Source organism: Singulisphaera sp. GP187 (genome assembly GCF_900129635.1).
Taxonomy (GTDB): domain Bacteria; phylum Planctomycetota; class Planctomycetia; order Isosphaerales; family Isosphaeraceae; genus Singulisphaera.
In genome coordinates this window covers 1-24,866 of the sequence record NZ_FSRB01000003.1, presented here as the reverse complement: position 1 = coordinate 24,866, position 24,866 = coordinate 1, and the positions used below count along the sequence as shown (strand labels likewise).

19 protein-coding genes are annotated in these 24,866 nt (G+C 61.2%); 6 read left to right on the top strand and 13 right to left on the bottom strand.

Going from position 1 to position 24,866, the window contains the following annotated elements; genetic code table 11:
* Window positions 1-29: 29 nt before the first annotated feature.
* From BUS42_RS36055 to mnmG, 4 genes are all read right to left on the bottom strand, one after another.
* A complete protein-coding gene (locus BUS42_RS36055) occupies window positions 30-1,199 on the bottom strand; it encodes a sulfite oxidase (protein ID WP_074317445.1) in 1,170 nt (389 codons plus the stop codon).
* A 781-nt stretch (window positions 1,200-1,980) separates the two neighbouring features.
* Window positions 1,981-4,026 carry an ATP-binding protein gene (locus BUS42_RS36045; protein ID WP_074315815.1) on the bottom strand — a complete coding sequence of 682 codons (2,046 nt, stop codon included), beginning with the start codon at window positions 4,024-4,026 and terminating at the stop codon, window positions 1,981-1,983.
* A gap of 105 nt (window positions 4,027-4,131) precedes the next feature.
* A complete protein-coding gene (locus tag BUS42_RS36040; RefSeq protein WP_015245339.1) occupies window positions 4,132-4,743 on the bottom strand; it encodes a response regulator in 612 nt (203 codons plus the stop codon).
* 391 nt (window positions 4,744-5,134) lie between these two features.
* Window positions 5,135-7,006 (bottom strand): tRNA uridine-5-carboxymethylaminomethyl(34) synthesis enzyme MnmG, encoded by a 1,872-nt coding sequence (mnmG, locus tag BUS42_RS36035; protein ID WP_074315813.1) that lies wholly within the window; start codon window positions 7,004-7,006, stop codon window positions 5,135-5,137.
* Window positions 7,007-7,228: 222 nt separating this feature from the next.
* On the opposite strand from mnmG, the gene tpx reads away from it, so the two are divergent.
* Window positions 7,229-7,762 carry a thiol peroxidase gene (tpx, locus tag BUS42_RS36030; protein WP_074315812.1) on the top strand — a complete coding sequence of 178 codons (534 nt, stop codon included), beginning with the start codon at window positions 7,229-7,231 and terminating at the stop codon, window positions 7,760-7,762.
* A gap of 133 nt (window positions 7,763-7,895) precedes the next feature.
* On the opposite strand, the gene BUS42_RS36025 is transcribed toward tpx, so the two are convergent.
* Window positions 7,896-9,050, bottom strand: coding sequence for a M24 family metallopeptidase (locus BUS42_RS36025; protein WP_074315809.1), 1,155 nt, complete (start codon window positions 9,048-9,050; stop codon window positions 7,896-7,898).
* A gap of 119 nt (window positions 9,051-9,169) precedes the next feature.
* On the bottom strand, window positions 9,170-9,859 hold the full coding sequence (locus tag BUS42_RS36020; protein WP_074315806.1) for a 3-keto-disaccharide hydrolase: 690 nt from the start codon (window positions 9,857-9,859) through the stop codon (window positions 9,170-9,172).
* 325 nt (window positions 9,860-10,184) lie between these two features.
* Here BUS42_RS36020 and BUS42_RS36010 point away from each other — a divergent pair, with 325 nt between their 5' ends.
* Window positions 10,185-11,507: a hypothetical protein gene (locus BUS42_RS36010; RefSeq protein WP_074315800.1), complete on the top strand. Its 1,323-nt coding sequence runs from the start codon at window positions 10,185-10,187 to the stop codon at window positions 11,505-11,507.
* Window positions 11,508-11,790: 283 nt separating this feature from the next.
* Window positions 11,791-12,258, top strand: a complete 468-nt coding sequence (locus tag BUS42_RS36005; RefSeq protein ID WP_083671171.1) for a BON domain-containing protein — start codon at window positions 11,791-11,793, stop codon at window positions 12,256-12,258.
* 208 nt (window positions 12,259-12,466) lie between these two features.
* On the opposite strand, the gene BUS42_RS36000 is transcribed toward BUS42_RS36005, so the two are convergent.
* Together BUS42_RS36000 and BUS42_RS35995 are read right to left on the bottom strand one after the other, a co-directional pair.
* Complete coding sequence (locus BUS42_RS36000; protein ID WP_143206652.1) at window positions 12,467-13,246, bottom strand: DUF1559 family PulG-like putative transporter; 780 nt, start codon at window positions 13,244-13,246, stop codon at window positions 12,467-12,469.
* Between the two features lie 6 nt (window positions 13,247-13,252).
* The gene (locus BUS42_RS35995) at window positions 13,253-16,102 is read right to left on the bottom strand and encodes a glycosyltransferase family 39 protein (RefSeq protein ID WP_074315797.1); all 2,850 of its coding nucleotides are present in this window, start codon (window positions 16,100-16,102) and stop codon (window positions 13,253-13,255) included.
* A 56-nt stretch (window positions 16,103-16,158) separates the two neighbouring features.
* Here BUS42_RS35995 and tnpA point away from each other — a divergent pair, with 56 nt between their 5' ends.
* The gene (gene tnpA, locus BUS42_RS46795) at window positions 16,159-16,461 is read left to right on the top strand and encodes an IS200/IS605 family transposase (protein ID WP_083671169.1); all 303 of its coding nucleotides are present in this window, start codon (window positions 16,159-16,161) and stop codon (window positions 16,459-16,461) included.
* Window positions 16,462-16,676: 215 nt separating this feature from the next.
* On the opposite strand, the gene BUS42_RS35985 is transcribed toward tnpA, so the two are convergent.
* Window positions 16,677-17,765, bottom strand: a complete 1,089-nt coding sequence (locus BUS42_RS35985; RefSeq protein ID WP_074315795.1) for a DUF1559 domain-containing protein — start codon at window positions 17,763-17,765, stop codon at window positions 16,677-16,679.
* Between the two features lie 272 nt (window positions 17,766-18,037).
* Here BUS42_RS35985 and BUS42_RS45710 point away from each other — a divergent pair, with 272 nt between their 5' ends.
* On the top strand, window positions 18,038-18,292 hold the full coding sequence (locus BUS42_RS45710) for a hypothetical protein (RefSeq protein ID WP_143206651.1): 255 nt from the start codon (window positions 18,038-18,040) through the stop codon (window positions 18,290-18,292).
* 352 nt (window positions 18,293-18,644) lie between these two features.
* Entirely contained in the window at window positions 18,645-18,824 is a 180-nt protein-coding gene (locus BUS42_RS45705) for a hypothetical protein (protein ID WP_074315793.1), read from the top strand.
* Between the two features lie 141 nt (window positions 18,825-18,965).
* Here BUS42_RS45705 and BUS42_RS35975 read toward each other — a convergent pair whose 3' ends face one another.
* The 4 genes from BUS42_RS35975 to BUS42_RS35955 all read right to left on the bottom strand — a co-directional run bounded on the left by BUS42_RS35975 (window position 18,966) and on the right by BUS42_RS35955 (window position 23,944).
* Window positions 18,966-20,219 carry an IS630 family transposase gene (locus tag BUS42_RS35975; RefSeq protein WP_074306086.1) on the bottom strand — a complete coding sequence of 418 codons (1,254 nt, stop codon included), beginning with the start codon at window positions 20,217-20,219 and terminating at the stop codon, window positions 18,966-18,968.
* A 364-nt stretch (window positions 20,220-20,583) separates the two neighbouring features.
* On the bottom strand, window positions 20,584-22,458 hold the full coding sequence (locus BUS42_RS35970; RefSeq protein ID WP_143206650.1) for a hypothetical protein: 1,875 nt from the start codon (window positions 22,456-22,458) through the stop codon (window positions 20,584-20,586).
* 604 nt (window positions 22,459-23,062) lie between these two features.
* Window positions 23,063-23,497, bottom strand: a complete 435-nt coding sequence (locus tag BUS42_RS35960) for a hypothetical protein (RefSeq protein WP_074315788.1) — start codon at window positions 23,495-23,497, stop codon at window positions 23,063-23,065.
* 3 nt (window positions 23,498-23,500) lie between these two features.
* Window positions 23,501-23,944 (bottom strand): hypothetical protein, encoded by a 444-nt coding sequence (locus BUS42_RS35955; RefSeq protein ID WP_074315786.1) that lies wholly within the window; start codon window positions 23,942-23,944, stop codon window positions 23,501-23,503.
* Window positions 23,945-24,866: the final 922 nt, after the last annotated feature.

Sequence of the window (24,866 nt, the reverse complement as noted above, 5' to 3'; positions counted from 1 at the left end):
GACCGCCTCGGGGATGAGTATGTCTCCATCTATCGCACCTCGCAGGTCAGTCGATCGATCCCATTCCACAAGTAGCCGCTCCGGTTCCAGGGCGTTGACTCCGGCTGGGTCTCGCCGTTGGAATCCGTGGCACGCACCCGCACGGTGTGTTCGCCGGGTTGAGCTGTCTCCCAGGCAAACTTCCAGGTCCGCCAGCTTCCTTGACGCGGTTCGCCTTGCAGCGTCGCAGGTCGCCAGGGCGCGTTCGGGCCGACGGCGTACTCCACCTTGGTCACGTGCCCCTCGCCCGTCCAGGCCACGCCCCGAACTTCGTTTTTCCCCGGTTTGAGCACCGAGCCATTCGCAGGCGCCGTGATCAACGACTTCACGTTCATCACCGTGAGGGGGACAAGGTCGGACGGTTTCAACACCGCGCCGGGGAGGGCAGGGGACCTGGGCATCCGGTAGCCGGTCTGTTGGTACGTTCCCGGCGCTTCGTCCTTCGCCACGCTGATCTGACGTAACCACTTTAGCCAGTGATTTCCGGTCCATCCGGGGACGACGAGCCGCATCGGTCCCCCGTGGAGCAATGGCAGAGGCTCCCCGTTCATGTGCGTGGCAATCAAGGTGTTGCGGGCGATCGCACGCTCGATCGGGAGACTGCGGAGAAACCGCGGCGTCTTGGGCGAGGGGGGCGGATCGGCGCCGAGGAGGTGGACGTGCCCCGCGCCGCGCTGATACCCCGCGCGTTCGAGCAGGTCCACGAGCCGGACCCCAGACCACTCCGCATGGCCGACCGCCCCCTTCTCCCATTGCACGCCGGGGAGCCGGGGTCGGAAATAGGCCCGACCATTTCCCGCGCACTGGAGGACGGCCGGAACCTTGACCTGCTCGAGTTTCTGAAGCTCGTCGAGACTCCAGGCGCGCGGATGATCGGCGAGCCCACCGATCTCCAAGCTCCAGGGGGCGAGACCAATCGCCGGCGTGCTGAGGTGACTCCGAACGAAGAACTGGTCGTTCGGGGTGAGCCAACCGTCGAGCGCGGTCACCGGGGTTTCGAGATCGAGGGGCCGCGAATTTCGGACGATGAGCTCCGCCTCGGCGGCCTGGACCGGAGCGTTGGAATCCAACGAGGCGATCCCACTGCCGCACGCCAGTACGCTACCGACCGTGCGTCGGAGCGCGGTGCGACGATTGATCGAACGATCGAATTCAAGCAATGATCCCTCCGAGTTCAAAGCGGGCACGTCCTCGCGAGGTGCCCCCGAAGCGTTCGCATCCTCGTTCCATTCAACGATATCGGGCTGCGGTCAGGGTCGACAAGAGTGAACTCTCGGTCCGAATTCAAGCCTCTGATGCTGAGGGGTTCGATTGGAATGCAAGGAATTCAGCGGTATGAGCTGGCAAGTTGATCGGCAACGCGAAAAAAAGGGGCCGCGATTCGCGAATCGCCGGGCCGGATGATCCTGAGATCGCAACTTGTCCGGACAATCCGCAAATTCGCTACTATTAGGAGGATCTCACAATCAGATTGAATTGATTGATTTGGTCTACTTTTTGCGGCGGGCTATGATTGGAGTGAGAGTACTTGCCAGGAGTCGGTGGGATGTCCCGTCACAGGGCTCCTCCGATGGAGTGGAAACCGCCGTCCCGCGTGGCTTGCTTCGAGGGCGCTCCCTGGTTTCAACACGGGTGACTCGTCATGAAAAAAGGACGTAGAAACCTCCATCACGCCAAGTTTGCCCGGCTTCGTCGCCACCTGGAAATCTGTTGGGACTCACTCCGACCTCGGCGTATTCGCACGCGCTCTGCGCGTTACGCGGCAGCGCTCGGGGAACAACTCGGACTGATTGAACGTCCCAAGTGTTGTTCATGGTGTCGCCGGCGACGGCTCCGGCTCCAGCGACATCACTGGAATTATGACGAGCCGTTGAATGTCACCTTCCTCTGCGTGGATTGTCATGCCATCGCAGACACCATGACTCTGGAGGCGAGTACTGCCTAAGATTTCAGCAGGGGTGGGTCGTTCCTGCCGACGGCCGGTTCCGCCTCGACCGCACCCGCGGTGGGGGTCGGGGGTTTGGGCGGCGGTAGCAGCGGAATGTGGACCTGGAAAAGCGTCCCCTGGCCGGGCATCGAGTGCCAACGCATTTCGCCGCCCGCCTGCTGGACGATTCGAGCGGCGCGGGGGAGGCCCAGGCCGAGCCCGCGCCCGGCCTGTCGACCACAGAAGAAGGGATCAAACAGATGCTCGCCCTCGGCCGAGGTGATCCCTCGTCCGTTGTCCTTGACTGACCAGGAGACTTCCTCGAGGCCGCCGGCGACAGCGACCTGGATCGTGTCTCCCTCACGGGTGGACTCGAGCGCATTGCGGATCAAGGCGTCGGCCAGGTGCCTCAGCGCATCGGGATCGGCCCAGACCTTCGGACCAGGCTCCCCTCCCTTGAGCACGAGGCGAACTCCGCGCGTGTCGGCCTCGTCCTTGATGTCTCTGAGACTGGCGCGGACCACTTCATCCGGTTGGCAAAAGCGGGGGCGAGACTCGGGGGTTCGCCCGATGAACATCAAGTCGCGAATAATGCGATGAGTCCGCTGCGCCTGGCCCAGAATGGCCCGCAGCGAACGCACCGTGTCGGGGTCAGTGGCGCGGGCCAAGAGCAATTGGGCCCGCCCGACGATCACCGCGAGCGGGTTATTCAGCTCATGCCCCGCGCCGGCGGCAAACTCGGCCAGGGCGTCGAGCTTGGCACGGCGAACCCGCGGTTCTTCCTTGTCGACCCAGCCCCGATGCCCGCGAGCGAGCGCTTCCAGCTTCGCTCCGAGCTGGGTGCGGTCCGCGACGCGAGCGGCCCAGGCTTGCCACGCCGCGATCGTCGTCTCGGAGTCGGCCCCGCCTGACGGTCGATCGGGATCGAGCCAGAGATGGATCTCCGCGCACGGGCGCCCTCGTGACGCGAGCGCGAGCACCTTGGTCGCCGGTCGCTCGGCGCGACGAGGATCTTCCTCGAGATCGGACTCCGTGCCCAGGCCGGTCCAGATCACTCGCGCGGTCGCAACACCCGCGACGCCGCACCAGGAGAGCGCCGCTCGCTCGGCCCAGGTCTCTGCGCTCTCGGCGGGATCCGAGTCGACCAGGGCGGTGAGAAATCGGTCGGTGGCCGCCTTCTCGCCGCGCAGTTGAGCCACTTGACGTCGCAGCCGGGCACTCGAGCGGGCGAACTTCTCTTCGTGAGCCGTCGCGTCCGCTTCGATCAAGGCGGGCGTGCAGCGGACCTGAACCTCGGCAATCAACAGCCGGAGCCGAGGCTCCGAGCCACCGATTTCGCGCGCTTCGGCGGAGTAGAGACCCCACGGAGTTCGCTCCGCCAGGACGAACGCTTGCTGGATCAAGGCCAAGGCAGCCGAGTCGGCCGCGGCTGTGTTCAGGCACCCATTGAGATCGGCGTGGAGCCAGGTCGCGTCGGCCACGAGCGTGTCGCAACCCCAGCGCTCGGCGAGCGTCCGGCCGAGGTTTGCCGCCTCGGTTCCGAGTGTCTGAAGTTCGAACGCCCGGCGTCGCGGACCATCGGGTTCGCCCATCCACTCCGCGAGCCAGTCCGGCTCGAGTGCCGCGATCGCCCAGAGCCCGAGGCCATGGAGTAGGCCCGCGCGGGCGATCCGCTCGACATCGGGTTCGCCCGCCTCGGTGGCGAGCCGCCGCGCCGCCTGTCCGACCGCCACGGCATGCCGCCAGAGTCGGTTCAAGGCATCGCCAGCCGGCCCCGAGGTCGTGGCATGGCTCCACCACGGTGCGGCTTCAAGCAGACCGATCGCCTGAAAGTCCGTTCCCGAGCGGGTCAAGGCAAGCGCCCAACCCGGGTCCGAATCGGCGACGGTCGGGAATCGACACGACGCGAGGAGTTCCGGAGACGGTTCCGCGGAATCCTCGGGAAAGGCACTTAACGCCAGCCGCGCCGTGGTCGGGCGCAGCGGGAGACCGTCCAGCCGCTCAAGCTTGCGGCGGATTACGACGGGTGCGGGAATCGCTCGGCCACGAGAAACTGGCACCGATCCGGGCTCCTTCCCGTCGGCGACGACTCAGAACTGCCACGACGAACCGAACCTTGCCTAACTTAACGAGCCCTCATCCCTGACGGGGTCGTCTGCCCATCATCAGCCTGTTGGACCAGTCTCTATATCCAAGAGTCGGCAGACGCGGCGAATCAATTCATCGATGTCGAGCGGCTTGTGAAGAAAGTCGTCGGCACCCGAGGTGCGCAGCTCGTCGATCTTGTCTTCCTCCACCATACCCGAAATGCAGATGATCTTGATGTCGGACATCGTCGGATCTTTGCGGATCAGTTCACAGACCGCCTGTCCATTGATGTCGGGCAGCATCACGTCAAGGATGATCAGGTCGGGGTGATACTCTTTGGCGAGCATCCCCGCGCCAAAGCCATTATTCACGACCTTGGTTTCAAACCGGGCGTCGTTGGCCAAGACGTCCGAGATCAGGTCGACCACGGCCTGATCGTCGTCGACGATCAAGATCCGCCGCTTCCCGCTTTCCAGCGCATCGGTCGGGATGCTGTTTTCCTTCATGAAGCGATAGAGCGCTTCACGCGGAATTCGCCGGAACCGCGAGCCGGGGACCCGGAACCCTTTGAGTTGTCCTGAGTCGAAGCAGCGGATGATCGTTTGCTGACTCACTTTACAGATCTTCGCGGCTTCGCCCGTCGTAAAAACGGTCTTCATGTTCGAGTACGTCCCATTCTGCGAGCTCATGGGCTCGGTCGCTCCTTCTCCCGGCGAGTTGGGGCCTCCCCCAAGACTCCGCCGAGGCCCGTGAAAGCCTCCATGCCGGGGTCACTCTGCATGCGGACCAGCCGTTCGCCAGCCGCACCAAGACCGCCCAGCCCCTCAGCGACGCACGACCAGTAAAGTTTGCTGAATCTAACGAGTTTACCTGAATTGCCGACGTAGCCAATTATAAGGTGGCTGCCTAACCTGTCAACCCGAATGGACGACAGACTCTTCCGTAGATCGCGAATCCTGTCAAGAGTGGATAAACGGCCCAGGGTCTCACATTCACCCAGTCGGAAGAGATGAGTCCTCAAGGAATGCGCGCGGGACCACGATGGAAATCCTCCATCAAGGTTGAAGAGTTAAAGAACTGTTACGCAGACTCGTCAGGGAGCGGTTCGAACGCGGTGTCGGCCGCGGGCGGGCGCGACCGGTCCTGTTTCATGTAGACGAGCAGGGTCGCGATGTCCGTCGGGTTGACGCCGCTGATCCGACCGGCCTGGCCGAGTGACCGTGGGCGGATCCGGAGAAACTTCTCGCGGGCCTCAGCGCGGAGCTGGGTGATCGCGTGATAGTCCATGTCGACAGGCAGCGGTTTGTGCTCGAGGCGGCGGAAGCGTTCCACCTCCAGGGCTTGACGCTCGATGTACCCGCCGTATTTCGCCTCGATCGTGACCTGCTCGATCGCTTCCGGATCGTCGTGAGCCGTAAGCGCGGGGGAGATCTCGAGCAACTGTTCCCAGGTCGTGGGGGGCCGTCGCAGGATCTGGAACAGGGATTGACCTTCCGAGCGCGTCGTCGTGAGCGCGGATCGGAGCGAGCCGATCCTTTGGGTCCGCTCCTCGAACCGCGCCCAGCGCGTATCGTCGACGAGTCCGACCTGCCGCCCCAATTCCGTGAGCCGAAGGTCGGCGTTGTCGTGTCGCAAGAGGAGGCGGTACTCGGCCCGGCTCGTGAACATCCGATACGGTTCTTCCACGCCCCGAGTGACCAGGTCGTCGATCAGGACGCCGAGGTAGGCTTGCGACCGGTCGACGATGAACGGGGCTTCTCCCCGCACCCCCCGCGCGGCGTTGATGCCGGCGATCAACCCTTGGGCGGCCGCTTCCTCATAGCCGGTCGTGCCGTTGATCTGGCCGGCGAAGTAGAGCCCCGCGACATTCTTGGTTTCGAGGGTCGGGTGAAGTTGGGTGGGGGGGGCGAAGTCGTACTCGACGGCGTAGCCATATCGCATGATCTCGGCGTGTTCCAGGCCGGCGATCAAGGGGATGATCGCGTCCTGGACGTCGCGCGGTAGGCTGGTCGAGATCCCGTTGCAGTAATACTCGAGGGTGCCCCGGCCCTCGGGCTCGAGGAAGATCTGATGCCCGGTCCGATCGGCGAAGCGGACCACCTTGTCCTCGATCGAGGGGCAATAGCGCGGGCCGGTACTCTGGATCTGTCCCGAGTACATCGGTGCGCGGTGGATGTTGGCGCGGATCAGGTCGTGGACGGCGTCGTTGGTGGTTGTGATGTGGCAGGAACACTGTTCCTGGGTGATCCGGTCGGTCAGGAACGAGAAGGCGACCGGCTCGGCGTCGCCGGGCTGTTCCTGGAGCTTCGTGAAGTCGATGGTCCGACCGTTGAGCCGTGGCGGGGTTCCCGTCTTGAAGCGCTGGAGCTCGAACCCAAGCGAGCGGAGGCTGCCGGACAGTCCTTCCGCCGAACCCTCCCCCGCGCGGCCGCCAGCGGTCTTGGTCTCCCCCGTATGCATGAGCGCTTGGAGGAACGTCCCGGTGGTCACGACGACGGCCCGCGCCTGGTACTCGGCGCCGCCTCGACAGCGGAGGCCCGTGATCCGGTCGCCATCAATACAGAGCGCCTCGATCATCTCCTGGCGGAGGGTGAGGTTGGGCTGCCGTTCGACCGTGAGCTTGCCGAGGAACTGGTAGGCCTTCTTATCGCACTGGGCCCGCGGGCTGTGCATCGCCGGCCCTTTGCCGCGGTTGAGCAGCCGGAACTGGAGGGCCGCGGCGTCGGTGAGCACTCCCATAGCGCCGCCGAGGGCGTCGATCTCGCGAACGATCTGCCCCTTGGCCACGCCGCCGATCGCCGGGTTGCAGCTCATCTGCGCGACCGAGTCGCAGTTGATGGTCAGCAAGGCGGTGCGCAGGCCCATTCGCGCCGACGCAAGCGCCGCCTCGAGCCCCGCGTGCCCCGCTCCGACCACGATCACGTCATGCCGATAGGGATCGTCCCGCGTCATCACCGTATTCGCCCAATCGAGCAGAACTCTACGTATTTCCCCTGTCCTCGTTTCTTATCATACCGTTACAGCTCGATGAAACGAAAGCCAACCGGATGAGGAGGCGGCTCAATCGCCTTGCGAGTCGGCGGAGCGTCCGGCTACCTTGGAGCCTCCCGAGGCCCTCGATGGCCGGACAACTCACACGACCATTCTCCAACAATTGAGAAGAGGACGAGCACCATGGCAGAGACGCGGAAGGGCGAAGTGACATTCAAGGGCAACCCGGTCGATCTGGTCGGCCCCAAACTTAACGTTGGGGACAAAGCGCCCGACTTTGCCAGCGTCGGAGCCGGACTTGCGGTGGTGACGCTGGCCGACACGGCCGGCAAGGCGCGGCTCTTCAACGTGATCCCGTCGCTCGACACCCCGGTTTGCAACATCCAGACCCGCAAGTTCTCGGAAGAGCTGCAAGCGATCGGCGACAAGGCCGTCGTCTACACGGTGAGTCTCGACCTTCCGTTCGCGCAGCAGCGCTGGTGCACCGACGCGAAGGTCGAGAACCTCAAAAACCTGTCGGACGCGCACAACCACAGCTTCGGCGAGAACTATGGCGTCCTGATTCAAGGGTTGCCGATCCCCTTGCTGGCCCGCGCCGTGATCGTGGTCGATCCGGACAACACGATCCGCTACATCGAGATCGTCCCGGAAATCGCCCAGGAACCTGATTACGCGCCCGCCTTGAAGGCCTTGAAAGAGGCGGCCGGCGCCGCCTGACGACCGGCACGGCGCGAGCGATTTCCCCTCGAGTGGCTCACAACGCTCCGCCACTGATCCGCCCGAACGAAAATCGCTCGATCGAGAGAGGAGGCCCCGCGGAGCGCGACGCGTCGGGGCCTCCTTCCTCTGCTTATCGCCTCGGTTGTGTGATCGTGAGATCGTGCACCGAGAGGGTCTCGAAACCCTCGGCGGTGATCAGGTAATTGCGTTCAAAACGCATTCCCCCGACCCCTTCGATGTAGAGCCCCGGCTCGAGTGCGACGACGTCTCCCACCACGAGCGTATCCGTGCTCTCGGGGACGAAGTAGGGGGGCTCGGGGTGACCGAGTCCCAGCCCGTGCCCGCTATGGCTCGTGAAGGACTCGGCCAGGCCGCGCGACGCCAGACGGCCTCGGACCGCGGCGTCGACCGCTCGCGCGGGCGTCCCGGCGCGGAGTTGTCCCTCCCCCGCCTCAATTGCCGAGAGGCAGGCCTCGAACATCTCCCGTTGCCGAGCCGTCGGCTCGGCGCCGACGACGAACGAGTTCGTGAAGTCGCCACGGTAACCGTGGACGACCACCGAGAAGTCGAGCAGGCAAAGATCGCCGCGTTCGATCGTACGCGAGATCGGCGGTCCCCCCTTTTCAGTCGCGCAACGCGGGCCGGTGGCGAAGTCACCGTAGACGATCACTTGCTCGTCGAGGCATTTCATCGCCGCATTCTGGACCAAGAGAAAAACGTCCAGTTCCGTCATCCCGGGTTCGACCCCGGCGAGTGCGGCGGCCTGCGCGGCCTCTCCGGCCTGGATCGAACGCTTGATCAAGGCGACCTCGTCCGGATCCTTGGCCCGTTTCAGGGGCCGGATGATCGGATCGAGGTCGATGAGCGTCAGGTTGGGCCGCGCGGCTCGAAGCGCCTCGACCACCGCGACCGGTACGCTGGTCGGCTCGATCCCGATCCGGGTTCCAGGCACGCGTGACAGGACGTCGATCGCCGCTCCCACCCGGATCCCCTGGCGGTGAGGAGCCGATGTCTTGCCGTTGTACCAGACGGGGGCGACCACCTCGTCGACCGTCGCGCGTTCCGAGAACGGTTGGACCATGCTGTCCGTCACCAGGGTCGACTTCTCGGGCTCGAGCACGAGCAGCGCTCCGGCATCCGCCGATCGGAAGACGAACGGGGACTGAACGTAGTTGGCAAAATAGATCAGGTGCTGCGGATCGGCCAGGATCAGGGCATCGCAGGGCTCAGGCAAAGCCTTCCAGAGCCTCGAACGTCGTGTGCTGCAACCCGCGGAAGAGAGCATCGTCTTCAGGCTCCAAAACCTCGGCCCGTCATGGCGTCGGATCAAAATCAAAGGATAAGAAAAAAAAGGGACGAGGGCCGAGGCCACCGTCCCTTGATTTTGGGGAAACGAGGGTACGTTCAGGAGAGCGGCTTGATCCAGAGATTCCGGAACTGGACCTTATTGCCGTGGTCCTGAAGCAGGATCGGCCCATCCTCGCCCGCCTTGTGGGACGTGCCACCGGGAGTGGGGTTGATCTCGGCGTCGTCGATGGTCTTGATGCCGTTATGAACGACCGTCACACGGGCCTTCTTGACCACTTTTCCGCCTTCAACAACGGCCTTGTGAAAGGTGACGTCGTAAGTCTGCCACTGCAACGGTGGCTTGCAGGCGTTGACCGCCGGAATGATCTGCTGGTAGATCGCGCCGCAGTCGTTGTTTTGGAGTTTCAGACCGTATGAGTCGAGCACTTGAAGCTCATAAATGCCGCCCAGGTAGACGCCGCTATTGCCACGGGCCTGCCCCTTCTTGTCGGGCATGTAGGGGACGTTAAACTCGACATGGAGCTGGAAGTCACCGAACGACTTCTCGGTCTGGATTGCGCCTTCGCCGGGCTTGACGATCAGGATGCCGTCCTGGACCACCCAGCCGGCGGGGGTCTTGGCGTCGGTCTTGACCCAGCCGTCGAGGTTTTCGCCGCCGAACACAACGGTGGCCCCTTCGGGAGCCGGCTGGCCGAGGGTGGCGTCGCCTGGCTTCGCCTCGTCGGCGACCACAAACGGGATCGACCAGGCCAGGGAGACCGTGGCCACGAGAATCGGAAAGCGCATCGTGATGAAACCCCCTCATGCGGTGGATCGAAGCAGGGCGGCGCGATCGCGCCCTCATTTTTTTTTCGGTGGCGTCCTCAATGGTTCAGGGCCAGTTTAGCGGCGATGGGCGTGAAGACAAGAGACCGCTCTTCCGAGTATTGCCGCGGGTAGAGCGGTCCGGATGGCCGACCCCGAGCGGGATTCAAGGGAAGTTCGAGTTGATTCCCACCTCGGACAACCGGACGATGGTAAGGTAGAGACAAGTCCCTTCGCTTGGAACGAAGAGTGGACCGCCCGGTGGATCTCGTCTCGACTCATCGCACTCCAGCCCGATTGGTGCGCAATGCCCCTGGACTTGATGACCCGTCTCGATCCCCTCCGACGCGTCCGTTGCCCCTTCTGCTTCGAGCGATTCGCCGCGTGCGAGATGCACCTGCGTTGCAATGACCACTACTGCAAATCCGACTTCGCCCGGATGATCGAAGATCCGATCCTGTCGCATGCCCTGAATGGCAGACGTGTGGGGGGCCCGGGGAACTCGGCGCTCCGGAGCCCCTGGTGGGTCGACCCTCGAACCGACGTTCGCCGCGGAATTCGCCGCCACTTCGACTGGATGGTCTTGCCCGGCTCGCTCGACTGTCCGAACTGCCAGCGACCGACCGACCTCCGCCTCTGCCCGCGCTGTCATAGTCATCTGCCCGACTCCGCGATCACGCTCGATCCCGGCCACATCGCCATCTTCGGCCCGCAATCGGTCGGCAAGACGACCTTCGTGACGGTGCTCCTCCACGAACTCGACCACCGGGTCGGTCCCGATCGTGGCTTCGTGCTCGACCCCCTGACCGACGAGATCCGTGAGCGTTACGAACGCGAATATCACGAGCTGACCTATGGCGGCAGCCAGTTCGGCGTCGGTGAGGAACTGAGCGGTGAATCGTTCCGGCACAGCCATTCGGCCACTCCGAGCCTGGAGACCAATCGCGGGGTGCTCCAGCCGTTGGTCTATCGCCTGACCAGCCGCCGAGACTCCGAACGGGGCGGTACCGCCTTACTCTCGTTCTTCGACACCGCCGGCGAAGACTGGGAGATGAACATTGAAATGCTCCGGAGCGAGGCCCGCTACCTTGGCGGAGCGCGTGGCCTGCTCTTCCTGATCGACCCGTTGCGGATCCGGTCCGTCGCCCACGATCGCCGGATGCAGCTCACCGAGAAGGAGAGTCGAGTCCCTCCGGCCGACTACCTGACCGACATCCGCAAACTGGCCACCTTCTTCCGCCGCTCGCCGGTGAAGGTGCCGCTGGCGATCTGTCTGAACAAACTCGATCGCTGGGGCCACTTGCTCCCGGAGGGGACGAAAATCCACGAGTGGGCGACCGGCGTTCCCGAATCCCCGCCCAGTCCGGCCCTCGATCAGGCGATCCATGACGAAGTCCAGTCCGCGCTTCGCCACTGGGGAGCGGCCGGCTTCCTTGAACATGTTGCCGTCACTTTTCCGAATCACCGGTTCTTCGCTTGCTCGGCGCTCGGCGATGCCGCCCAGGATCGAGAAGACCTTCCCCAGCCGCTGCCGACCCCGCTGTTAGTCGAGCGCCCCGTCCTTTGGCTCCTGGAACGCCAGGGAGTGGTCGCTCCCGTCGACAGCCCGCGCCGTCGCATTCGGAGATGATGGCGATCGATGACTTTCGTTGAGTGATGCATCCGGTGCGTTTGTCGACGTTAACTGAAGTCAGGCGACGAACTCGTCCGGGGTCGTTCGGTCTGCCACGGTTTTGAGTCATCGGGTACAACAGGCGCCGTCGGGGAAGGCGAACTTGCGCGGCATTTGCGCGCAGAGGGACGGTTGCCCAGTTGGCACACCGGTTGCACTCTCCGGTCGCATTCCCTCCCGGTTCGACTCGATACCGTAACCGTGAGTCCGGACCACCTCAACCACCCGCTGGAGCTCGATCATGACCCGTCTCTTTGCCATCGCCTTGATGTCGCTCGCGTTGGTCGGTTCCTCCGCTTTCGCCCAGGACGGACCGTTGCGGCGTGCTGGGCGCGCCCTGGATAACACCGGCAAGAATATTCGTTCACGGGTTGAGACCGATGTCGCGCGAGCGCAGAGCGCCGTGCAAGAGCGCGATACGCTGAACCGGGTCATGCGGCGGATCGAGTGGGACAAGCAGTTCGTGGGCTCAGCTCTGCGCATCGAGTCCAGGCCGGGCGGGGCGATCGTTCTCCGCGGTTCGGTGATCGACCCGACGGTCAAGCTGCGGGCCGTTGACCTGGCGCAGAACACATTGGGGGTGACCAGCGTCGTTGATGAGCTGGCGGTGGTCAAAGAGGTCAGGGTGATCCAGGCGAATCCTGCTCCGGTTGTGATCGAAACCACGCCGTCAGTGCCGGCCGAAACGAAGATCATTGTGAAACCCTGACCACCATAGGCCTCCGTTTTTCTGCGGGCCGTCGATCGTCATCCTTGGGCGATCAGCGGCCCGTTCGCGTGATTGTGGCCATCGTCACGGCCTGTCGTTGGATGATCCTCACTTCGCCAGGAATGTTCGGATCAACCGTGAGGTTCGACCCGACTCCGGGCCCGCTCCACCGAGCGAAGGCGGGCCGGGGCTTGTTCTCCTCGTCGGGTCAGTATCCGTCGCTGCTAACAATTTCGGCGCCGTCCCTTGAACTGAGGGAGTACCATGTGTTGCGATCGACACTGTCTTTGACGAATCGCGCACTGCCGTCCCCCATCAAGACATTCACACCGCCGGAATGTTGACTCGTGGCGGGAAAGGAAAAGCCCGCCTCGAGCCCGCACCCGACGCAACCGACCCGGCATCCATTGAAGCGATAAGGGGAGTCGTTGGGTGTCTGGAGGGCATTGAACATGGTCCAGCCGGTGCGCCCGCTGGCCCATCGGGCCCCTCGTAGGTCGTTGACGACGGTGGCCGAGCCGGCCTGGAACGACTGGGCACATTGCGAGAGCAACGCATTGACGCCTGTCAAATCCGCCCTTGCATCGACAATGTCATTGCGCGTGCCGCCCATCGAGACGGTGTTGCCCCGACAGTTCGTCCCACCGCTCGTACTGCCGACCAGGGCCTCTGAGAATGCGATCGTCTGGGAAAGGCCGTCGGTCACGGAGCTGGGGCCGTAGGTCGACCACGCGGCGAACATCCCGTTGCCGACGAGCCTGGTCGTATTGCTGAAACCGTGGGTCGTGGTGCCATAGCAAGCATGATAATTGTTGTTGCGATAAGCACCGGAATTGGGGTCGGACGGGCAGAGGTAGGCCGTGATGATCGTCCCGACAGCGGTCGAGTTGGCGGCCACGCCGAATCCGTAATCAGGCGTCATATCGAAATTCACCGTGTTGTAAAGCGGCGTCTGTTCCATGGACTTCAAAAGCAGCGTCCGGCTCACGGGTCCTCACCGCCCGTCTGTCCTCATGCGATGAGGCTCTGGCTTTCTCTGCCCAGCCAGCCAATCATAGAGCTCAATCGTGTTGTAGGCACTGTCCCAGGCATTGTGCCTGTCACCGGTGAGCACGTAGAACTCTGTGTATCGTGGTTTCCCGCCCTCTCGTCTCAATGCTTCGATCATTTGACGCGGTATACCTGGCGGCTTGCTAACGTCGAAATAATTGTGGAAGCACCAGCAGGGGATGCTCTTGATCGCGGTCGCGATGGCGGGATCGCACTCGGCGGATGCTACCGGAACGATCGCCGCCCATCGGTCAGGGGATCGCGCAGCAATCGGCCAGACGCCGGCTCCACCGCTGGAGATGCCAGTCAAATAGATCCGGCGGGGGTCAACGCGGTACTCTGCCTCCACTTGTGCGAGAATCTCCATGGTATGCTGCGTGTCGTCGCCATCGGGCGGCCATGCCCCCGCGTGGCCCTGAGGGAAGATTGCGATGAAGTCGAAGTCGTTCTCCCGACGGGCGATTGCAGGGGCCAAGCCAACCTTGAGATATTGGTCCCCCGCGGTTCCTCGATCGCCATATCCGTGGAGGAGGAGGATCAGGGGGTAGGAGATTTCACCCGTATAGTCGTGGGGTACGAAGATTGTGTAGTTAGTGACACTGCCATCCTTCCCGCGATGGACACGATGGACGAAGCCACTCCCGTTCGCAAAGCCCCGACGGCCGGGGCGTGTCGCTAACGGGGCCAGTCCCGCCTTCCGTCGTGCGCGGTCGGCGTCCTCGGGCGTAATGTGATAAATGCGGATCGAGTCGCCAATGACGAACGCGGGCCTGAAATCGTTGAAATAGCGGAATCTCGGCAGAGTGAGGTTGTGAAGGTCGAGGGCATAGTAACCGGGCTTTGGTCCTAAGCGTTCGGAGTACCAGGGGTCGTCCTGAAGCACCGGCCCTGGGCCCGTGGGGATGTGAGTGTACTCGATACCGAGGGCTCGAGGATCGTTCACATACTGGCAGGCGAGTCCGATCGGTGAGGCTTCTTGATGGCGGCCAAGCCAGTTCTTCAACTCCAGCAGGTCGCGTGTGTTGGCCAGTCCCGCCTTCCGTCGTGCGCGGTCGGCGTCCTCGGGCGTAATGTGATAAATGCGGATCGAGTCGCCAATGACGAACGCGGGCCTGAAATCGTTGAAATAACGGAATCTCGGCAGAGTGAGGTTGTGAAAGTCGAGGGCATAGTAACCGGGCTTTGGTCCTAAGCGTTCGGAGTACCAGGGGTCGTCCTGAAGCACCGGCCCTGGGCCCGTGGGGATGTGAGTGTATTCGATACCGAGGGCTCGAGGATCGTTCACATACTGGCAGGCGAGTCCGATCGGTGAGGCTTCTTGATGGCGGCCAAGCCAGTTCTTCAACTCCAGCAGGTCGCGTCCGGCATCGGAGTGAGGATGGCTCGCTGCCAAGGCAAATCGGTCAGCTCCCCTCACGGACTCGTTGAGATAAGAGAGGAGATGGGGATAGGTCGACAGTCCACTGGCGAAGATCCCGATGAGCAGGATTACGATTAGTGCCGTGGCTTTGGGAGTCACTCTTCCCAGATAGCGAGCGAGACCGCTTATTCCGACGATGGTGAATGGGGCGGCAAGCAACATGCTGGCCAAGGGGAAGAAGTCGTTGGCTAGGATAACGGCCGGCGCGATCATGGTCGCCGCCTGAATCCAGACGGCCCGCTCGTCGGCGGGACAATCGCGACGTATCGACAGAGCAACCCCCCAGAGGATCAAGATCCATGCGGCGATCGGGACCTTGGCCAAGAGTATTGCGACGGTGATTCTCCCACGGTCGGTGGCGCGGCTCGCATCCACTTCGATGGTTTGGAAACTCGATTCCGCATCGCGGAATCGACGATCCATGCCGCGGATGTAGTCAGCGGGGAGCGGAAGAGGGAAACCCCCTAACCACGAACCTTCAAAACGATTCCGCACGCGTCCCGCATCAGCAATCGTCGCATCCGGGTGGTTCGCTTTGTTGTCGCCGAAGACACGGCTGGTAAAGTGCAACTTCCCGAGTGGTGTCCCTGTTCCCGTAAAACCATAGCCTATGTTGATAACCCAAAGGCAGATGAAGAGTCCGAATGCGGTCTGGGCTACTTGGACCCAGCAGCGGGCGGTTCGGTCTCCCATCCCCAGGACTGGACACCGAGGGAGGCCGAGCAGTAACCAGGCAAGCGGAAGCGAGAGGGCGGAATACTCAGTGAGCATGGCAATCCCGAGCAGGGCACCCGTGACGGCTGCACGAGACCAACTTGATTTTGATCGCCACCGGGAGAAGGCATAACCTGCGGCCAGACAGGCCACAGCGGCCGGGAGATCAGGCGTTGCCAGGGCTTCGCGTGCTATGATGTTCGGCCCGAAGGCCCAGAGAACCAGGGCGAGCCGGGCAGCGCCGGTGCCGTGCAACTCACCTGCCCAGCGTGTAATCAGCCATGCCCCGGCCACCCACCAGAACAGGGTTGGGAGACGTGCGATGCGGATCAAGTGATCGTATGTCAACGGGTTTGTATAGGCGAAGTCCCGTGCCGCTTTCAAATCCGCCTCGTCGGCGAGTCTTCCCTCCAAGACCTCGGATGACTCGATTCGATTGGGGTGCAGTGCCAGTACTGGTAGGGTGGCGACCAGACGCGCGACTGGCGGGGTGTCGTTGGCGGGAGCAAACGCCCCGGCATCCCAGTGGGCGAGGCCGGCCGGGATCGATCGGGCCTCGTCTACTGTGGCGTAGTGGTGGAGGGAGGCGATGGTGGCCAATCCCAGATTGAGCCCCACGACGATAGAATAAAATGCAACATCTTTTAGGTTAAGGTTCATTTGTGTGATCCAAAAATCCCTCGCCTTTAGGCGACCACTTTCAGTAGGCTCCCGGGATGGAGCACTACCGAAGGACCGACGATACCCACTTTGACATCAAGTTCCACCTTGTGTGGATCACCAAATATCGCAAGAAGTTGCTGAGAGGTGACGTCGGCCCCCGCTTCGCCAGATCGTTCGGACGAACTGTGCAGAGTTGGAGGTCGACATCCTCAAGGGGCATGAAAGCAGCGAGCACGTCCAACCTGTTCGTCTCCTGTCCACCGCACGTGTCGGTGAGCTACCTGATGCAGCCGATAAAGGGGAGGAGCTCACGACGGCTGATGCAGGAGTACAACAACCTCAAGAGGTTGTGCTGAAGTTGGCACCTGTGGGCTCGAGGTGACTTTGTGGCGAGTTTGGGTAACGACACCGACGAGGTCATTATGGAGTACGTCCGGACGCAGGAAATGGCGAAAGGCGACGACGACTTGCACGTCAGCGAGTTAGATTAGCCTTAGTCGGGCTTTCAGTCGACTGTCGGACCCACCGCCTTCCAGGCGGTGGTTGTTCAGTATGTATGTTCGGTTTTTGATCAAAGCGAATCAGCACCGACGATTTCACCGCCCGCTCGGGTGCCTAAGGCTCGCCAGAGGTTAGGGCTGATCCCATCCTTGGTAAAACGGATTGTACCGTCGCCGAAGGCGACGTTCACCCCACCTTGGTGGTAGCTCCGCGCTGCCATATGGGCAGCAACGAACGTACGGATCCCGCAGTCGTGGCCCTTGGCGTTCGGAGGCAAGGTATGGGTGTAATTGCTAGTCTGGGGTAAGCTCCGGTAGTACTGGAGTCCGCGGTAGGGAATGAGGCGGCGGAGGAGACCGAAGTCGTCATAATTCGCGCAGATCGATGGCCAGAGATTATTGTTCCAATCCGGGCTACCTTCGTTGATTAGGTAGACATTAGAAATATCGTAGGCGATCGGCGTCGTATAATTCCCGTCGGAGCCGAGTTGGGGAAGGGTCGACCGCCGGGTTTCGGAAAACATGGCGGTGTTGCTAGCGCCATCCTTGATCGACTGGAATGTAATCTTACTGATCACGTTGCGTGCCTTGTCCTGCATCACGTTGAAGAGTCCCAGTCGGCGAGTGTTTGTCTCTGCATATGATGGCAAGCCGTCGTCACGTGTCGCGCTTGTGCCGGCACGTTGGCAAGCGGTATCGCCCAGGCTGGTAAAGTAATTGCTGTAGCCGATCCGCCCTGCCAACCGAACGGTTGACGGATCGGATGGACAGATGAAAGTGTCGACAGTTTGAGAACACGCCGTTATATTCGGATCGGTGTCGGGGTGGTTCATGGCCTCGTTGAGATTGAGAGTCAAATTGAAGCTGGCGTATAAAGCGGAACGTTCTAGGTAAGGCAGGAGAAGCACTTGGGTGTTTCCTCTAGCTCCGACGGGGTCGGTCGGGGGAGGGGCATATCCCGGGGGGAGTTCACCGCGGGCCGATTCGAAGTTGAGCGCCGCCAAGGCCATTTGTTTCAAGTTATTGGTGCACTGGGCTCGGCGTGCCGACTCCCGAGCCGCCTGAACGGCTGGCAAGAGAAGGGCAACCAGGATGCCGATGATAAACACGACGACTAGCAACTCGATCAGTGTAAATCCAGATCGTTTTAGGTGGTTCATTTACAGATCTTTCTGTGTTTGTGCGTTTGAGTGATGTTGCGATGAAATACCTCGACTGTGATTCTACCTAGAATTGACATTCGGTGCATAGAAAAAATCGTCGTGTCCAGGTCCGTCGGCACGGCTACCGCACTATATTTGCACGTTTTGTCAGGCACGCCTCGCCAATCCCGACGGTTTCCTGAGGCGATTCAACTCGTCTTGACAGCGAGAGTTGCAGCCTGTATACTGGAGAATGGAGACAAAGCCCATCCCTCGGGAGCATGCAGGCCATGCTGACCCAAAGGCCTCCAGCTTTCACGATACCGACCTCGTGCTGCTCCGAGAAAGCTCCTTGCCCCACTTGTGGCAAGTTGGGGCAGCGAAAGGGTGTCCTGAATCGCCAGATTCGTTCTATCGCCTACGATCAGGTCGTCTACCTCGACGTCACCTACGGCGAGTATCGTGCCCGTTGCCACTGTTGTTCCACGTTTCGGACCCTGCCGATCGGCGTTGAATTCAAGGCCCATGACGACAACAAGGTCTGACCGCCGGTCCTCGGCGGCATCCTCGAAATGACATGAGCGTCGAACGCGTCATCCGATCGATGCACCGCGACCTCCGCGACTCCTCGACCACGCCTACGGTTTCGTTCACGATTGACTTCGCCATTAGGCGGAACGTCTCAACCTGGTCGAGCATCGTCGCTGGGTCCTCGACCATTTCCGCGGAACTAGGTACGTGGATGAACTGCACCTCGGCCGATATACTCTGCTGCTAGCTACCGACCCCCTGAACGGCTTGGCTATTGCCTTCGCTCCGATCGCCAGCAACGATCAAGATCATATGCGGCGGTTCCTCAAGGACCTGAAGACCTGGGGTTAGGACACGGAAGTGTTGGTGACCGACGGCTCGGACCTCTACCCGGCGGTGTTGACCGAATTGTGGCCGTCGGCCCGCCATCGGTCGTGGGTGATTCACGTTATCAAGGATCTCCACAAGCTGGTTCTCGACGCATTGCGGCGGCTCCGTCGTGGACTGGCGCGACGCGGGAAGTGGGGCGGAAGCGACGACTCGTGAGGCCTTCCGGGGATCGGAAATTGCGACGCGGTTCGACTCTCCAAGGAGAAGTCAATGTTCCTCTACAAACCTAGACCGACTTTTCGTTTTTGAAGGCTAATGAAGAGGCCAACATCCCGGGGCCTCCCATCTTCTCTGTTTTTACGCCGCTGACTTCATCAGCGGACGACCCGTGTAGGTCCAGCGAAACGGCTTCGCGAATACCTTGTTGAAATAGGTAAGGAAGTTCAACAGCTTTGATTGCAGATCATTCACCGACGTGAACGAACCGCGACGAATCACCTTTCGCATGATCACTCCGAAGATCACCTCGATCTGGTTCAGCCACGAGCTGTGCTTCGGAAGATATACAAATCGAATCCGATGACTTGTGTCCGACAAGAACGCTTGCCGGCTCGCCACCGACTTCAGCACCCCACGTTTACCTTTTTTGCCCAATTCCAGGGGGATTTCACACGCCACGGCAATCTGATTCACCAGGCTTTCCGTGCAATGAATGTTCAAGTTGTCCGCTATAAATACCCACGATCCCTCCGGGTCCAGAGTCAACGTCTGCTCGATGTGACGGACGAAGTCCGCCTCGGTTCGCGTCGGGCCAATCGTTTGAGTGAGCATCTTTCCGGTCGTTACTTCGAAGTTGCCGATCAGGCATAACGTCCCGTGTCGGATATACTCAAACTCGATCCGTTCGCACTTCTCTGCGATCATCCCCTTGGTGGGAGCGATCCGCTCCAGCGCCTGGAGACCGGTCATCTCATCAATGCAAACGGTGTGGGTCGCATCGTTCCGCTCCCGCTCCGACGCCATGAGGTACGTGTCACAGACCGTCTTGACTTGCTCCTCAAAACGTTGAGGATCCTTCTCCGTGGTGTTGAGCCAATACCGGCTCTTGTGGGGCTGCAAGGCGGCCTCATCCAGGTAACGGCTCACCTGGGACGATGAGATCGATACCACAATGCCGCGTTTGACGACCTCATCGGCCAGTTCCCGAGCGGTCCAGTGGGTGATCGGTCGGCCCGACTTCTCAGGCGGCTCACAAGCGATCGCCAAGATCTGGGTGACCTGCTCTGGGGTGAACTTGCTGGGGGCGCCGGGGCGTGGTTCGTCGGTGAGGACGGCTTCAATCGCATGGCGCAGTTTGGCGCGAGTCTCGCAGCATTCGATGTTGATCAGTTTCTCCCAAGCGTTGGCCCAGCGTCGTCGCCAGCGTCCGACCTGGCGGTGGACCAGACCGACCGCCTCGGCGATCTCTTGATTGCGAAGGCCGTCGAAGCCCATCAGGATGATCGAGGCGCGTTGCCGGAGTCGCGAGGGTGCCGTGGTGGCACGGGACAAAGTCCGAAGGATTTCCTGCTGGCACTCGGTAATGGTGATCTTGGCCGCCTGGCCCGGCATGACGTGTGAACTCCTGGTGGCTGGTAAGTTAGTCCATCCAGGTAATTTTGGGGTGTTCGTCAACCCCTTGGGCTATCGAATACGAAAAGTCGGTCTAGCTTCCTGATCGTCCGGCGCCAGGACGAGATGAGCTGACAGGAGCGGATTGGTTTGAACACGATGAACAATGACCTACCGGTGTCAAGGCTGTTAAGCGAATTTGTCGACGGATTGCAAGTGTTGTTCGCGCAGAACCAGCGCGAGGCGACAGCCTGGCGGCGTCACCAGCTGTTGAGCGCGAACCCCCGCTTCCTTTCGCTCCCGAGTTGGCGAAGACGGTGAAGAAATTGGGGTGGAATTTCGGTCCTTAGATCATAGCCCTCCGCTACCTGCTCAAGCCGAACGCCGGTGGAGTGGCCGATCGAATGCCTGTTGAAACGAATTGAGTCGCACCAGGTCCAAATGATGCCGGTGGCAGGTCGCGCAGCCGGTAGATGCGAATTGTCCTACCGACACGGTCGAAGGGCCGAAGGCTTTGGAGTCTCTTGGCCAGTTCAGGAGCCAGAGTGGGATTGGCTCCCGCGATCCTGACGACATTCGAGATTCGATCGCCGTGCAGAATTTCTTCGCTGACCGCCAGATAAGCGGCGTGCGGCACTAACTCCTGACTGGGCAGGGCCCTCGGCGGCTTCAAACCATACGGCTCCCCCACACCCAAGCCGTGGACGCAGACCAAGGTACTCCCTCCGCGTGCGTGACTGGAAACCCACTCGCTGAGTCGCGCCAGGTCCTGCCCCCAATCAAGGCTGTCGCCAATCAAGGCCGGCCGACCGGCGAAGCGGCTTCCCACCCACGCGGCCTCGTTTTGTGCACCCACGTGATCGGGGACTGCGGCTATCGCGTCCAGCACTAGCCAGGCCAGGAGGCCGACGATACCGACCCGGCGGAACTCTGACATCGGATTCCAAGAGCAGCCGGCGACGACGCATAAGAGCCCGAGGCTCGGCAGCAGGTAGCGGAACGCGGCATTGGTGCCGGTGCCCGTAGTTGCGGAGATCGTCAACGCCACTTCCGCCGCGGGCATGAGCACGCATAGGCTCGCCCAAAACACCGGCTCACGACTGCGCCATGCGGTCGGGAGTCGGACGATCGCAAGCACCATGAGAGCCAGGGCCGGCAAGGGGACCTTGAGGAGAAAAGCCGCCGCATACCAATACCACCAGCCTCCGAACTGAGTCCGACCAAGCAGGTACGCGGACTGTAACCGTTCGGTATCCGCGAGTTGGAAGTCGATACCGCGAAGGAACTCGAGCGGTATCGGCAAGGGGACTCGGAGCAGCCAGGACGTGGCGCTATAATGAGCTAACCCATTCAGGCTGTCGGCGAGCGATGACTGGCCAGTCCTCCATTGAGCGAGGGTGAAACCGACGTCCCGAAACCCGTAAGAGGCGTCGATTACGACGATACTAAGCCCCAGTATGCCGAATCCGAGGACGACCAGCGGTAATAGGCCGCCGAATCGACCCGGACAATCGTCCCCCACAACATCGGGAGGTCGGAGCGCCCGGAGGAATAGGATGACCATCCAACAAGGGTCGAGGACAAGAAGTGTGAACTTCGTCGCCTGAGCGAGACCGAGCACCACCCCGGCTAGGAACGCGGTCGCCGGGGCCGGACGGATCAGGAACGACCAGAACGTGCGGGCGGAAAAGAGCATGAGCACCGCCGACGGCATGTCGGAGGTCACGAGCGACCCATGTCCCAGGACTGGCGACTGCCAGCACCAAACACAGAGCGAGACAATGCCTGGCCAGGTCCCGAATAATCGGGTGGACCACTCGCAGACTAGGCATCCTCCAAGGACCGTCAACAGTATGGGGAGCAGACGCGACCACCGATAGATTTCGTGATATTGCTTGGGTCGCTGCAACTGTAAGAGTTGTCCCAACTCCCATTCATGGCGACTGGTGACGTCGGTGTCGAACGAGGCGGGGTAACTGACCCGGACGCCCGCCAGGTAGGCCGGCAGTGCGTAAAAGAGTTTGCTAAGTGGTCCGCAAACGCGGTAAATGCCAACAGCCCGGCTTTGCCAGGCGGCCAGGCCTGCGGGGAGCTGCGCAAGCTCGACAACGGTAACCGAGTTCCCCCATGCTCCGGGCAGCATCATGCCAATCGTACTGGCCAACACCGTCATGCGAACCAGCATGGCCATGTGCCGACCGACCGGTGAATCCCAACTCGCCCGGGAAGGTCCCAGCATATCACTCTTCTCATGGAATAGTGTTGTGAGAAAACTCATGACGATATATCTGTTGTTAAGGCGGCTCTCATTGGCATTTGGTCTAGATCACGAGTCAGAGTGCCTCGGGAGCGAGGTCCGGGGCAAGAAGTCTATTTGAGGGCTGAAACCAAGTGTTCACCTGCCTGTCTCCCCACTTCAGAACAGTGGGTAGATCGATTAACCCGGTCTGCCTCGGGGATCCGTCCACCAGCGACCATCCCAGGCCTGTCAGGGAGCCGATCCTTCAGTCTTCTGATAGGCTTCTCGAAACATTCCCAGAAAATGGCCGCCGCCGCAAGGCTCAGTCACATCGCGGCGAAAGCAGTAATGAAGGTCCGAGGCCCAAGGTATCGGACTTCCCGTAGCAGTGCGCCGTGAAAAGACTCGGATCTCCAGCGGGTGCGATTCTTCTCCGGCAATTGGTCGCTCCACCCTTTAGCTATCGGTGTGGCGGAGCCCTCGAGAGAACGGCCCGCCTTGGCGGTTCGAGGAGCAGGTAGGCCGCAACCCGAGCCAATCTGCCAGCCCTTGGCCTGGTATCTCGGGTAGTCCATCCGGTACGCATTCTTGCGGACGTACTGCGTCACCAGGCGATACTCCTCCAGCTACGCCCGCTCCGATCTAACGCCTCCAACGTACGCAACACCGCCGCGCCCCCTTCCGCCTTTATCTGGTGTCGCCAGTCATCCAGCAGTGACTTCGCGGTCGTCGTCTCATCAGACCACGCCTTGGCCAAGTCGCCCAGGTGGCCCGCCGCGTGGTAGAAGTCCAAGATCAGAGTCGCACGCGGGAAATTCACCTCGAAAAACGTCTCGATGCCTTGGCCGCCATCGCTCAGGCCGATCCACTGGTCCGCCCGGTCCATCCCGACTTCATCCGCCTGTCGCCGCAACTGCGCCCCCAAGGTCTCCAGGTTGGTCAGCCCGGCCAGGTAGTGGGCCTGCTCGATCGGCTGCGCGTCCCGCCCGACCGTGAAATCGCAAGCCAAGGGGTTGTAAATCATGACGACATGAACCATTTTTCATTCAACTTTGGTGCCGCCGAGACCTTGCTGACCGACCCCCGTAGCATCAATGCTGATGTAAGCCACTTGCTGAAGCCTTGCATCGCGATTCCAATGCCAGTCGCGCGCCGAGGCCATTGTGTGCCCCTGCTCCCATAACTTGCCCAGACGCTCCCCGTTGGCCTCGGCGGTCCGCTCGACAGTGCTTTCCCTGAAGCGAATCCCGGCCATCTTGGGCAGGATCTTCCTGGCGGCTTGGCCGAAGTTGGTTAAGGTTCCCGCGAGCGTGACAACCGCCTCGGCACCCAAGCTAATGCGACGGCCCGCCAAACCCAAGGCCGCATCGCCGGGGAAGTGGCCGTGATGACAGTGGTCGCATTGATAGTAATGTCGAATCTCGACGCGGACGTCGCCGAGCAATGTGGAGAAAGTCTTGTCGCGATGCTCGTGAAACGAGGCCACGTCTCGGCATTTCGGACAGATCACGCTTGACCCTTGGTAACTTTTTTTGACGCGCGTCCATTTCGGTTTGAATCGACTTAGCGCCGATCTTGTGGACGAGGTCGCGAATCTGGTACTCGGTCTGTCCCAGGACTTGAGCATCGGGTTTGGAGGCCAAGAGGCGGGTCATCTGGAGGATGTCGGCTTCAATCGTTTTCAGAAGGGTTTAGGCAAGTTCTTGGGCATGGGCCTCTTGCTCGGGGGTCAGGTCGGTGGTGCTTATTCGGGCCTCCTGGTGGACAAACAGTCATGAAATCCCGGTGACGCATCAACCTCCTTTGTTGTACGCGATTTTCCATCCACTATCTAGACGCTTACCCCCCCCGATTATTTGGAAGGACAAATTTGCTTGACACGAGGGACATTTGTGGTAATTCTAATTTTGGCGTAAACTCTTTGGAAGAGGGCTTAAGAATGTGCGTCTATTCATTCCTCATGGGTTGTCTATTGTGTGCCGCACCTACTACCCTCGCCAATGAGGAGAAAGCAAGTGGTCGGATTAGAGAAAACGAACTTGCGACGTATCTTTGGGCGGGCATGAAAACAAATAGAGAGCAGCTTGTTCGCGGAATCTACAAGGCTTCGGGCCGAAAGCTTGATAATATTGTTGGAGGCACACGAGTTGAAGGGCCTGTTCAGATTCGTTCCAGTTTTGACTACGAGACTGGCCTATCCGCTTTGAGCGCAAAGAGATTAACAGAACTTTGATCAAAGCTAAGACAAATTAACGGCAATTCCATTCGTGGGAGGTAAGTTTCTCCGGATCGGTGATAAGAATTACAATTCGAACATACAGAGCGAATCTGTAGAGGTCACACACTCTAGTTTGCTGACATCATTGTACTTCCCCGTATTTGATGTAAGGTGCCTTGGGCTGCTTTAC